The 12,311-nt window shown below is 66.6% G+C and carries 10 protein-coding genes and 1 pseudogene; 6 read left to right on the forward strand and 5 right to left on the reverse strand.

The window, feature by feature from the left end; genetic code table 11:
* Positions 1-68: 68 nt before the first annotated feature.
* Positions 69-1,043: a quinone oxidoreductase family protein gene (locus AC5592_RS22410; RefSeq protein WP_063065362.1), complete on the forward strand. Its 975-nt coding sequence runs from the start codon at positions 69-71 to the stop codon at positions 1,041-1,043.
* Between the two features lie 28 nt (positions 1,044-1,071).
* On the opposite strand, the gene AC5592_RS22415 is transcribed toward AC5592_RS22410, so the two are convergent.
* Positions 1,072-1,545, reverse strand: coding sequence for an NUDIX hydrolase (locus AC5592_RS22415; RefSeq protein WP_063920362.1), 474 nt, complete (start codon positions 1,543-1,545; stop codon positions 1,072-1,074).
* 157 nt (positions 1,546-1,702) lie between these two features.
* Positions 1,703-2,455 (reverse strand): ABC transporter permease, encoded by a 753-nt coding sequence (locus tag AC5592_RS22420; RefSeq protein WP_063065335.1) that lies wholly within the window; start codon positions 2,453-2,455, stop codon positions 1,703-1,705.
* A 130-nt stretch (positions 2,456-2,585) separates the two neighbouring features.
* Between AC5592_RS22420 and AC5592_RS22425 the strand changes: the two genes are divergently transcribed.
* Entirely contained in the window at positions 2,586-3,443 is an 858-nt protein-coding gene (locus AC5592_RS22425; RefSeq protein WP_157122125.1) for a phosphatase PAP2 family protein, read from the forward strand.
* 110 nt (positions 3,444-3,553) lie between these two features.
* Here the strand turns inward: AC5592_RS22425 and AC5592_RS22430 are convergent, their stop codons facing one another.
* Entirely contained in the window at positions 3,554-5,518 is a 1,965-nt protein-coding gene (locus AC5592_RS22430; protein WP_084507009.1) for a potassium transporter Kup, read from the reverse strand.
* Positions 5,519-5,983: 465 nt separating this feature from the next.
* Between AC5592_RS22430 and AC5592_RS22435 the strand changes: the two genes are divergently transcribed.
* From AC5592_RS22435 to AC5592_RS22450, 4 genes and pseudogenes are all read left to right on the forward strand, one after another.
* A complete protein-coding gene (locus AC5592_RS22435; RefSeq protein WP_157122127.1) occupies positions 5,984-6,148 on the forward strand; it encodes a hypothetical protein in 165 nt (54 codons plus the stop codon).
* A gap of 392 nt (positions 6,149-6,540) precedes the next feature.
* Positions 6,541-7,794 (forward strand): lipase family protein, encoded by a 1,254-nt coding sequence (locus tag AC5592_RS22440; RefSeq protein WP_232329499.1) that lies wholly within the window; start codon positions 6,541-6,543, stop codon positions 7,792-7,794.
* A gap of 321 nt (positions 7,795-8,115) precedes the next feature.
* A pseudogene (locus tag AC5592_RS22445) lies at positions 8,116-8,368 on the forward strand (alkane 1-monooxygenase); the annotation flags it as partial.
* Between the two features lie 156 nt (positions 8,369-8,524).
* The gene (locus tag AC5592_RS22450; RefSeq protein WP_036501685.1) at positions 8,525-9,025 is read left to right on the forward strand and encodes a hemerythrin domain-containing protein; all 501 of its coding nucleotides are present in this window, start codon (positions 8,525-8,527) and stop codon (positions 9,023-9,025) included.
* A 24-nt stretch (positions 9,026-9,049) separates the two neighbouring features.
* On the opposite strand, the gene AC5592_RS22455 is transcribed toward AC5592_RS22450, so the two are convergent.
* On the reverse strand, positions 9,050-9,832 hold the full coding sequence (locus AC5592_RS22455; protein WP_063065339.1) for an alpha/beta hydrolase family protein: 783 nt from the start codon (positions 9,830-9,832) through the stop codon (positions 9,050-9,052).
* Positions 9,829-12,311, reverse strand: a 2,483-nt coding sequence (locus AC5592_RS22460) for a tryptophan 2,3-dioxygenase family protein (protein ID WP_232329500.1), incomplete at its 5' end; no start/stop codon positions are given. The genes AC5592_RS22460 and AC5592_RS22455, both read right to left, overlap by 4 nt.

Here is a 12,311-nt window from a genome sequence, read left to right on the forward strand (position 1 = left end):
GAGGAATGTGGCGCCGCATCGCGGGGTTGACCCGATCGTTCGACGGCAGTGAGGTGTTGGGAGTGACGATGCGAGCCCTGGTGATGACCGCCCCCGGCGGTGCGGAGAAGTCGGAGATCCGCGAGGTGGAACCGCCGCGGCCCGCCGCGGGCGAGGTGGCCATCGATGTCGCCTACGCGGGCGTGAACTTCATGGATGTGATGGCTCGCCGCGGAGATGCGGGCTATGCACCGTCGTGGCCCTACCGCCCCGGCCTGGAGATCGCGGGCACAGTGCGTGAATTGGGTGCCGAAGTCACCGGCCTCGCCGTCGGCGATCGGGTGGCGGCCGTCGCGCTCGGAGGCGGCGGCTTCGCCGAGATCGCCACGGCCCGAGCAGAACTCACCGTGCCGGTGCCGGCTGCCGTCCCGTTGAGCTCGGCCGCCGCCACCCCGCTCGGCTTGGCGACCGCCCTGCTGCTGCTCACCGACGCCGGCCGCTTCACCGCCGGGGATACGGTTCTGGTGCACTCCGCCGCCGGCGGTATCGGCGGCGCGGTGGCACAGCTGGTGCCGCTGCTCGGCGGTGGCCGTCTCCTGGGGACGGTGAGCCGCGCCCGCGGGTCGGTACCCGGCTATGACGCCGTCCTCGTCCGCGGAGACGGCCTGGCCGACGAAATCCGCTCCGTGACCGATGGCCGCGGGGTGGACCTCGTGCTCGACCCGCTCGGCACCGAGGCCCTGGATCTGGATCTCGAGGTCACCCGCCCCACCGGACGAATCGTCTTGTTCGGCAACGCAGGTGGCGGCGCCCCCGCCCCGCTCCCGCCGTTCGGTCGCCTGCTGGGCGGCAACCTCACCCTCACCGGTTTCAGCCACCGCGGCCTCGTCACCGGCGCCCCGTCGAAGGTCGCCGCCGCTACCCGCCAGGTGCTGGATTACCTTGCCGCAGGCGCACTCTCGCTCCCGGTCACCGAAGTGGCGTCGCTGGATGAGGTGATCACCGCACATGACCTGCTGGCATCCGGACACGGCACGGGCAAGTACGTCGCCCGTATCCGCTGACAACCGGGGCGACGCGCCGGGGGCATCCTCACGCCGAGGTTTCCGGTAGCGGGTTCCGGGCTTGGGCAAGTTCGCGGTAGTCCTGGAGGATGCGGCGAATGGAGGGAGTCACCCGGAGCTCGCCGTCCAGCGGCGCCCAGATGTAGGCGGTGTGGACGGACAGGCGGATGGGGTACGTGGCGGCGACGTCGACGGCGAAGTGCAGGCGGCGGACCGGTTTTCCGATCGGGGACAGGTAGTCGAAATAGCCTACGTGGCTACGGATTCGGGTGACGAGCAGACCTGTCTCGGTGGCGACGCCGCGTGTCACGGCCGCGTCCAGCGGTTCGCCGGGTTCGACGGTGGTGCCGGGAAGTTTGAGGGTGGCCTTGACGGGGCCGCTGTCGTCACGTTCGAGCAGCAGAACCTGTCCGCCACGATCGATGATCACGCCGATTCTTAGTGCGACACCGTCGTTTTGCGCGCGTTCGTACAGTTCGTCGAGCATGGATGCAGGCATCATCCGACTCACCAACCCTCGATCGGTGCACCACGCGGGTAGTGCAGGGGATGACCCATTATGACGGTAGAACATGGTCGCGCGTGGCAGGACGGCGTCCGCGCCCCGAGATCGAGCGTGTCGACGGCCAGGTGGTCCGCTTGGTCGAATAAATCGGTGTTCAGTGCCGAGGTCGTCGTATTCGGCCCCGAGCGACGAGTTCGACGGTGACCGCCACCGCGCACGATTGCGCGAGCAGCAGGCCGAGGAGCACGAGGATCTGGACCGCGGCTGCTCGGCCCGCGGAGCCGCTGGCGATGAGGACACCGACGAATGCCCCTGGTAGCGTGACCAATCCGACCGTGCGGGTTTGGTCCACGCCGGGCAGCAGCGCGGCGGGCGCGGTGGAACGGATGATTTCCAGGCGTGCGTGGCGGTCGTCGAAACCCAGGCTCATGGCCGCCTCGATCTCGCCGCGCCGGTCGTGAACGGCGTCCAGGGCGCGGCGTGCGGCCAGCGAGGTCGCGGTCATGGCGCCACCGAGAATGATGCCGCCCACAGGGACGACCGCGGGCCCGGAAAGAGGGACGACACCGCTGACGAGCATCACCGGAAGGACGGCAGCCCACCCGGCCGCGAGGGCCGCGGCCAGCCATGCTCCGGAGCGTCCCGCTCGTGCTCGGCGAGCGGAGGTGAACACCGCGGCCGCGAACATCACGCCCAGAACGAGAAACGAGGACCACAGATGGCGCAGGGCGGCGGCGAGCACCAGCGCGACCACACTCAGTTGCACGACCGCGCGAACGGCCGCACCGGGCACGATCAGCATCGAGCCGAGGTATGCGAACCGGTACACCGCTGCTGACGCGGCCACCAGAACCAGGCACAAAACCGCCAAACCCACACCGGGCGATGCGACGCTCACCGTTCCCACCTTCTGTTGCCGCCGGGCTGCTGTCCAGTTCGGCCGGCAACAGGAGGTATCGGCCGGACGAGCGTGCTTCCACAAATAGCCAGGTGACGCACTCAGCGTTTCCACAGCGGTGCTTCGCGACACTGGGCACGTGTCAGCGATTGTCGATGTCGTCCACGGGTTGGCCGACGAGGTCCGTACCGAATCGTCGAGCAGGGAGATCGCGGTCGGTGCCTCCGCTCTCGGTACGGCGGTCCTTCTCGCCTCGGCCCTCGCCGGCCGGGTCGGCGATTCGCCGGCGTCCGGCGTGCGCGTCGGCTGGTCCGCACTGCGAGCGCTCGTGCTTGCGGCGCTGTTCGTGGTGGTGGCGGTGCAGGTCGCGGAGTCCGGATGGATCACCGGAGCCGATGCGGCCACCCTGCGATGGTTCGTCGAACATCGCAACGGCACCGCGACCGCGTGGGCGCGGGCGATCACCGAGATCGGCAGTCCGGTCGGTGTGGCAGCGTCGGCGGTGATCGTGGCGGGGATGCTCGCGTGGCGGCGGCGCAGTGCTGTTCCGGCCGTATTCGTCCTCGGCACAGTGGGTTTCGCGGCCGGCGCGAGTACGTTGACGAAACTTGCCGTCGCGCGGTCGCGTCCCCCGGCCGCCTTGCATCTGATGGCCGAAGCCGACTTCTCCTTCCCTTCCGGCCACACCACGGCCACCACGGCCTTCGTCGGTGCGGTGCTGGTCGTGTATGCGTCGACGCGGCCCGGGTACGTGCGCACAGCGGCGGCGAGTGTCTCGGCCGCGGTGATCGTGGCGATCGTCGCGGCCACCCGGCTGTATCTGGGAGTGCACTGGCTCACCGATGTGGTCGGCGGCGCGATGCTCGCAACGGCGGTCACGCTGGCGGCGGCGACGGTGCTGCTGTGGATGTCCCAATCCGCCGGCGACGGTCGGTGGCGATCCGGACCGGGCCCGGCCGTCGTCGCCGCGGTGCCGGCGGACAACCGATCGGCATGATCGGGCGGCGGACAACGGTCGAGGGCCGCAGCTGAGCGAGTCGGCCGGTGCCTGGCGTTCGATGCGGTGCAGTAACCGGGCGATCCGAACTCCGGAATCGGCGTCGAGGGCTATACCTCGATCTGGGAGCCCATGATGATGGTGCGGTCGCGGGGGAGGCTGAAGTAGTCGGCGGCGTCGGCGGTGATGTACGACGTCGCGATGAACAGGCGTTTGCGCCAATCCGCCATGGTCGGGGTGGTGCCGCGGCGGAGTTCGATGGTGGACAGGAAGTAGGAGGCGTGGTCGAGATCGAGCGGGCCTTCGGTGTCTCGTTCGTCGACGAGGGTGAGCGCGTGCGGAACGTCGGGGGTTTCCATGTAGCCGTAGCGGGCGGTGACGTGGGTGATGCCGTCGTCGGGCGGTCCCAGCGGGTCGGTCGCGATGCGCTCGTTGTCGGGGATGCGGGGGACGGGTTCGGTGTGGATGGACAGGATCACGATGTGGTGGTGGCGCACGTGGTTGTGTTCGACATTGGCGCGCAAGGCGAGTGGTGCCGTTTCCTTGCCGCGGTTGAGGAAGATGGCGGTGCCGGGAACATGCGTCGTGGCGGGTGTGCCGGCGGCGAGTTCGTCGACGAATGTCCGCAGCGATCCTTCCCGCCGGATTCGTTCGGCGGTCACGATCCGGCGCCCACGTTGCCAGGTTGTCATGACCGTGAATGCGGTCAGGCCGATCAGCAGCGGCAGCCATGCGCCGTGGGCGAACTTGGTGAGATTGGCTGCGACGAACAGCAGATCGACGGTCAGCAGTGGCAGTGCCCCGGCGGCGAGGATCCAGCGTGGGATGTGCCAGCGGGTTCGCGCGACGTAGAAGAACAGCAGGGTGGTGATGGTGATGGTTCCGGTCACCGCCATGCCGAAGGCGAAGGCCAGCGCGGTCGAACTGCGGAACGCGAAGACGAGGGTGAGTACCGAGACCATCAGCAACCAGTTGATCCACGGGACGTAGATCTGGCCGATCGTGGACTCGGAGGTGTGCGCGATCCGCAACCGCGGCAGGTAACCCAGTTGCGCGGCCTGGGACGCGACGGAATACGCGCCGGTGATCACCGCCTGGGACGCGATGACCGTGGCGGCCGTGGCCAGCAGCACCAGCAGCAGCCGTGCCCACCCGGGTGCCAGCAGGAAGAAGGGGCTGCTGATATTGCGGGCGTCGTCGAGGATGAGCGCGCCCTGCCCGAGATAGCTGAGTGTGCAGGCGGGAAAGACGAGGATCAGCCATGCGCGGGTGATGGAACGGCGGCCGAAATGTCCCATATCCGCGTAGAGTGCCTCGGCGCCGGTCACCGCGAGCACGATCGCGGCCAGCGCGAAGAACGCGGTTCCGAAGTGTCCGATCAGAAAGCCCAGCGCGTATGTGGGCGACAGCGCCTCCAGGATGCGGGGATTGTGCAGGATGCCGCTGATACCGCAGGTGCCGATGGTGAGGAACCACGCGATCATGATCGGGCCGAACATCCGCCCGACCGTCGCGGTGCCGCGGCGTTGCACCACGAACAGCGCCACGATGATCACGACCGTCACCGGGATGACAAGATCCTTCAACGCCGGCTCGACGACCTTGATGCCCTCGACAGAGGACAGCACCGAGATCGCAGGCGTGATCATGCTGTCGCCGAAAAACAGTGAGGCGCCGAAGATTCCGAGCGCAGCCAGGCCTATGGCCGCTTTTCGCCCGCGCGGTGAACTCCACCGGCGAAGCAGCGTGATCAACGCCATGATGCCGCCTTCACCGTCGTTGTCGGCACGCATCGCGAGCAGGACATAGGTGACGGTGACGATGATCATCACCGACCAGAACACCAGCGACACCACGCCGAACACGTTGTCGGTGTTCACCGGCACGGGATGAGGGTCACCCGGGTCGAAGACGGTCTGCAGGGTGTAGATCGGGCTCGTCCCGATATCGCCGAACACCACTCCCAGCGCGCCGACCACCACACCCCAGCGCACCGTATCGGTGTGGCTCGCCGGCCGGTCCGGCTCCACCACGAACGCGGGACCGCCTCCGATGGTGCCCTTCGCCGCTGCCATGCTGCTCCTCCACATCGCGGTGCCACGCCAGTCGGACGATACAACGCACCGCCTCCGCTGCCGGTGAGAGCACGGCCGCGGGGCCACCGCGTCCCGATGTGTCGCCGGCCCGGGACCGGCGGTGGAGAGGCTGAAAGACGTGTTGCGGCGGGCAACAGCATATCTGTCGCAGGCAGAGTTACCGGGGAACGCCTTGCCGATCGTGAAACAGCTTGCCGCAGAAGGAAGTCCCCCGGATATGACGTGCCGGTCTTGATTGCTCGCCGGCCTGTTCACGATCCGGTGCGGCGACACTTCACCGCAGAGGGCCAAATCGTCTGTGGCTCAACGAATCACTGAACATCGCACCGGTGAAAGAAATGTCTACCTGTGTACGGCGAAGAATGGGTCCTGCAACCAGGTCATCGGTTTATTCCATCGATTCGTACATGAAGTCGCCGGCGGTGCGCGAGTCGGACGCTGCTGTTGCGCGCCGCGGTGATGTCGCCGGTGGTGGTTCTGCGCGCCGATCCGGTGCGGTACAACGTGCTGGCCGGCAGCGGTGGGACAGGTGAACAATGGGGGCGCGATCGTGACCCGATCGAAACCGTGATTATCGGCGCTGGCGTCAAGCCAGTCTCGAGCGACTGATCCGCGATCGAATACGAGACAATCAGCACCTCGGCGACAATACGGGCACATAGCCGCCGTTACCCGATCGTGCGACGGCTCTCGAGCAGTTCCTCCGCACTTTCAGAGGCCATTGTTTCCCGCTCGGAGCACCGATATATACGCACTTCCATTGCGTACAAATTTCGCAACGCGCGTTCTTTGGTCAGGATCGCAGACGCTTGCTAAAGTCGCTTCGCACAACCCCTGGCAGGGGGGCACTCCCCGCGGTTTCGTCCGAACAAAGGATGTGGCTTGTGAGAGGGTTTTTGGCAGCTGTGGTAACCGTTGTCGTCGCTGGTGCGCTGTTGGGCGAACCGCCCGCTCGGGCGGACGAGGGTCCGCCCATCGGGCCGATGCCGCCGTTGTCGCCCGTGAATCTCCCTCCCTCCCCGCTACAGAACTGGATCGACGCGAACATCAAGCCGCCGCAATTGACCACAGGCCCCGGTGACCAGCAGGCGGCATTGTGGCGGGCGATATTGTCGTCGCCGACCGGGGATCAGACCTTCGATGCGTGGCCTGCGAATCTCGCCGGCTTGGAGCCGGGACAGATCATCGAGACGCGGGACGTGACGGCGACGGCAGCTCAGCATATGGCGGTACCGATCCAGCGAGCGGAGCTGCTGAAGTTTCGCTCCACCTCGGGGACGGGCACGCCCTCCTTCGGTACCGCCACATTGATCACGCCGGCGGCCTCGTGGGACGGTCCGGGGTCTCGCCCGGTGGAAGTGAACGCCATGCCGATCAACGCACTCGGGTTGCACTGCACGCCGGGCTATCAGTTGTCGCACGACATACTCGATCGAACCAATAGCGATCTCGTGTGGTTTCTGCCGGCCATCTGGTCGGCCCTGAACAAAGGTCACGCGGTTCTCCTGCCCGACCATGAGGGCCCATTGATGGCCTACGGCGAGACGAATGTGGCCGGGCACATGATGCTCGATTCGATTCGCGCCGTGCGTAATGCGTTGCCGGAGTTCGGTAACAGCCGCTATGTGGTCGACGGCTACTCCGGTGGAGCGATCGCCGCGTACGCCACCGCGATGTTGCAGAGCGAGTACGCGCCGGAGCTGTCGGACGTGCTGATGGGGGTGGCCTCGGGTGGACTGGCCGCCGACTACCGGAATATCGCCCACCGCTTCAACGGCTGGATCGCCTCCGGCATTCTGTTGTCGGTGTCGACGGCGATAGCGCGCGAACATCCGGAGGTGCTCCAGTACATGAATAATCTCGCGCAGTGGGTGACGACTTCTCCGACGCGAGATCTGTGTGGTGACGCCGACGGGCCGCTCGGCGTCGTCGGTATCCCGATGGACGTGGCGACCAATATCGGCAACCCACTCGACAGCCCGGTGGCCGAAAACCTGTATCGCCAACTGGATCTGTCCGACCGGAGGTCGGGTGTGCCGCTGTATATCTACCACGGTGCGTGGGATCCCTGGATTCCCCTCGAGGACGCTCAGCGTATGTACGGTGAACAATGCAGCCGGGGCGTTCCGGCCATTTTCCGCACAGTGCCCGGTGAGCATCTGAGTAGTTACGTCACCAGCTTTCCCGGCCTCGAGGACTGGATCGACGCGCGACTGCGCGGCGAACCGGCACCGAGCGAATGCCCCGGTAGGTAGCCCGGTAATTGTGGCCGGATTTCGCGGCAGGAGGGCGTTGCGGCAGAACCGTTTCCAATAGCCATACCTCAGGTTGCTCCTCGTCGGGTGAATGAGAGACGGGCTATGACGGTTTCGGACGTGCCCAGGTTCGCGATCACAAACGCTACCTCTGGGTTTTGAGTTCAGTTGGCGCCGCAGGAGCTCTACTGCCCGGCAACGGGTGACCTTCACACGGCTCGAATTGTTCTGGTGGATCGGCCCTGTCGCGGTGCTCGGGGTGATTCCGCTCCTCGACATCGCGATGGGAGTCGACAGCAGAAGCCCGCGCGAGGAAGACTACGCGACAGTTGGAACAGCGACCGCCTCGTGACCAATGTCTTCCTGTTCCACCTGCAACGCCACAGCGACCACCACGCCAACCCGGGCCGCCGATACCAGACTCTGCGCACCTCCGAAGAGTCGCCGCAGCTGCCCTATGGCTACGCCACCATGTCGTGCCGGCGTTGATTCCACGCTGTGGCGCAAGGTGATGGATCCCTGTCCGCTCGCCCATTACGACGGCGACATGACCCTGGTCAACAAGTTGCCATGAGCGCCGCCGGTGTCGGCCACCCGGGCCCGCCACCCTGACAGCGCGGCCGATTGGGCCGACGATGGGCGGGTAAGGCGTAGCTAGCCGACCGCCGGTCGCGTGGCCGCAGCTGCCGGATCGGCGGTTGTCCGGAACTCGGATCCTTCAGGAGGTTTCATGTCCACCGACGCCATCGTGCTGCTGCGCGAGGACCACAAGCAGATCCGCAAATTGTTCCGCGAGTTCGAGAAAGCGGGCCCCGACGCGCACGCGACGAAGAGCCGTATCGTCGACAAGATCATCGAAGCGCTGACCGTGCATACCTATCTCGAGAACGAGGTCATGTATCCCGAGGTCCGCGAGCTGGTGCCGGAGGTCGAGGACGACATCCTCGAGTCCTACGAGGAACATCATGTCGCCGATGTCCTTGTCATGGAGTTGTCCACGATGAAGCCCGAAGACGAACGCTTCACCGCGAAGGTCACGGTGCTGATCGAGAATGTCGATCATCACATCGACGAAGAAGAGGACGAATGGTTCCCCAAGGTGCGAGAACACCTGGGGCGGAAACAACTTCAGGATATCGGCGCTCGGATGCTGAAATTGCGGGAGAAGGCGCCGACCACCCCCGCCGCCCCGAAGGCCCTCAAAAAGGCACTCGACGCGCTCACCGCCTGAACCGTCGTCGACAGCGGATGAGGTTCAGCGCGCCAGCTCCAGGACCGCCGAGCGGCAGGCCGCCCACGCGGAGGACGCCGCATCGATGAGTGCGAAGTGGTCGACGCCGGGCAGCACCAGTAGCCGGGAGTCGTCCCCGGCGCGTCGAGCCGCGGCGACGAAGCGCTGCGACTGGCTGAGTGGTACCTCGTCATCGGCCGTGCCGTGCACGCAGATCGAGGGGACACTCATCGGAAGCAGTGCGCTGGGACAGGCCGGCGTGCAGGACTCGGGGTCGTCGGCCCGAGCGCCCAGGAAGTTTCGGACGGCTCCGGAACCCAGGTCCTCCTGCAGTGCGAGCTCGAGGTCCAAAACTCCTGCCTGGCTGACGAATCCGGTCAGTCGTACGCGGGGCAGGGCCCCGGGAGAACCGGCGGGCATCGACCCTCGACCTGCCAGCCAGCCGGCGAGCTGACCTCCCGCGGAGTGCCCGATCGCGACGACTCGGGAGAGGTCGAGACTGCCGACTTCCAGGCTCTGATTGATCGCGGCGAGCAGGTCGGCAGCGGCGGCGACGTCGAGACAGGTCGCCGGCCACCCTCCGCCTCCGCGGTCCGGGTCCTCGCCCACCCTCCGGTATTCGATGTTCCAGGCAGCGAAGCCGTGCCGGGTCAAATCCTCGGCCAGATCGGAGGTCAGGTCCGCGCCGTAGGCCGTTCGCCAGAAGCCGCCATGGATGACCACGGCGACCGGCCAGAGGCCGGGGCGGTCGGGAACGCTGAGAAAGCCGTGCTGACTCGGGTGGGTGCCGTAGCGCACCAACGTCATCGGCGGGAACCCTCACTCAAGCGATCGATCAGGAAACCGAGCCCGACGGTGCCCCCGGTGCCCCTGCGGTCCCCGATGAAGCGGCGGACCACGTCCAGATGGTTCAGCCGCCAGCGCGTGAGGCCGGCGATGAATACGTCGAGCTGCGCGCCCAAGTGGACCCGCTGCCGTCGGTCCTTGCTGTCGCCGTCGCGCCGGTTGTCCACGACCTCGAGCAAAGCTGTCACAGGAGCGTGGCGAACGCCGGCCAGCATGGTCGCCAGCTGGGTCGACTGTGCCGCACTCACTCCCTGCAACCGAGGCCGGAACTGTTGGAACGCGTCCACCGTGAGATGTTGCAGGGCACTCTCTGTCGACATCATCAATTCAAGCACGGCATTGGCGCGCTTCATCCGATCGATCGCCCGGTCGAACTCCGCCCGACGGGCGGACTCCAGCGCGAGCTCGAGGTCCATCAGGATCTGCGAAACCCACAGTTCCGAGGTCTGGTGGACGATCAGGAAGTACCGCTCGTCGCTCCACGCGAAACGGTCGCCGTTGGCGAACAAGGGCTGAACGGCGCCGAGCAGCTCGTCGAGGTGAAGGTAATTCGCGTAGCTGAGGCGCTCTTTCCCGGGCTTCTTCTCGGCCTCGGAGGCGCCGGCGTGGTCCGCCAGATCGCCGACCGGGCACGTAGCGGGAAATGTGTCCACCGAGCCGGCATCGATGTGCTGCTGACAATCCTGCGCTGGAGCAGTATCGGAACGAGTCATCGTGGTCCCACCTTGTCGCGCATACGCGCAGATCCCGCCGAGGGCTTCGAACCACAGTCGGCTGAGCCTCGTGATCGCCGCGCGATCGAGCTTGGATGATGCCCACGTCCACTGGGCATGCAGGTGCGGGCCGCTGTCGCTGTCGACGGTGACAGCATTCACGGCCGCGGTGTGCGCCAATGGCATGGCGTGATCGGCGTTGCCGCTGTCGGTGAACAACGAACCCCAATAGCCGATCCGCCAGACATCACCATCGGCCGAAGTGTCGAGCACGGGTACGCCCAGGCGCCCCAGATAGTTGAATCCGATCTGCGGGTCGGAACCGGTCACGTCGACATCGGTGTTCAGATAGCGCAGCACGCCGTAGGTCACCGGGTTCGGGACCGTACGAAGTTGCTCCTCGGCGTCATGGATCACTGCCCCCAGCGCTGTTTCGCCGGTCGCCACCTGCGACCACGACAGCCCACCCACCGCCAACGACACCGGGTATTTGGTCGTGAACCACCCCACGGTGCGCGACAGGTCGACGTCGGGGGCCAGCTCCTCGGCGCGCCCGTGGCCCTCCACGTCGATACCGATCGGTGTGCCGCCGTTGCCCAGAAACTCCGTCCACGCCAAGGCGAACGCGATCAACAGGATCTCGTGCACTCCGGCATGGAGCGCCGCGGGCACCTCACCGAGGATCGTGCGGGTGGTCTCGACGTCCAGCGACACCTCCATGTGCTCGGCGGTGGCAAACGTATCCTCGGGCTGCACCGCCGGCAGCGCGGCGGGGATCGCCGTCACCTTTCGCCAAGCGGCCGCCTGGCCGACGGTTTCGGGGCGGCGCGCGTGCTCGGCCAGCAGCGCCGCCCACCGGGCGAACGACGTCCCGGCCGTCGGCAACGCGACTTGCTGCCCCGCACGGTGTTGGGCCCAGGCGGTGTTGAGGTCGTCCAGCAGAATCCGCCACGACACGACGTCGACGGCCAGATGATTCACCACCAGCGCCAACTGGTGGGTGGACGCGACCCACAGCGCGGCCAGCATCACCCCGGCGGCCGGATTCAACCGAGATTGCGCCTTCGTCAGCTCTTCATCGGACAACTCGTCGACCGATTGCAGACAAGCGCTCGCATCCACCGACCCCGCCTCGGGCACCTGCAACGACCACTCGCCGTCGCCGTCGTCGTCGACGCGGAGCCGCAGCATGGCATGACGATCCAGCAGGGCCTGCACCATCTCCACCACGTCGGTCTCGGTGACACCCGTGGGCGCCTGCAACAACGCCATCAGATTGAACTGTTCGATCGGGCCGCGAACACTCTGCAGCCAGCGCATGATCGGGGTCGCGATCACCGGCCCGAGACCCTCGTCGATCGGGCGATCCGCACTGCCGGCCATCTCGGCCACCTCGGCCAGACGGGCAACGGTCTGCTCGACGAAAATATCGCGCGGCCTGAACACGAGGCCGGCCGTACGGGCCCGCGCCACCACCTGCATCGACGAAATGCTGTCTCCGCCGAGGTCGAAGAAGGAGTCGTCGATGCCGACGCGGTCGAGTCCGAGTGTGTGGGCGTAGATGGCGGTGAGGACTTCCTCGGTGGGCGTGGTGGGTGCGCGGTAGTGGCTGGTGGCGTATTCGGGTGCCGGTAGGGCGCGGGTGTCGAGCTTGCCGTTGACGGTCAGTGGCAGTGCGGGGAGTGTCATGATTGCGGAGGGGATCATGTAGGCGGGGAGTTTTCGCG

Source organism: Nocardia violaceofusca NBRC 14427, from assembly GCF_963869435.1.
GTDB lineage: Bacteria > Actinomycetota > Actinomycetes > Mycobacteriales > Mycobacteriaceae > Nocardia > Nocardia aobensis.

Coding starts and splice junctions, on each gene's coding strand:
- AC5592_RS22410 (WP_063065362.1), top strand. CDS start 69: ATGCGAGCCCTGGTGATGACCGCCCCCGGCGGTGCGGAGAAGTCGGAG.
- AC5592_RS22415 (WP_063920362.1), bottom strand. CDS start 1,545: ATGATGCCTGCATCCATGCTCGACGAACTGTACGAACGCGCGCAAAAC.
- AC5592_RS22430 (WP_084507009.1), bottom strand. CDS start 5,518: ATGGCAGCGGCGAAGGGCACCATCGGAGGCGGTCCCGCGTTCGTGGTG.
- AC5592_RS22450 (WP_036501685.1), top strand. CDS start 8,525: ATGTCCACCGACGCCATCGTGCTGCTGCGCGAGGACCACAAGCAGATC.
- AC5592_RS22455 (WP_063065339.1), bottom strand. CDS start 9,832: ATGACGTTGGTGCGCTACGGCACCCACCCGAGTCAGCACGGCTTTCTC.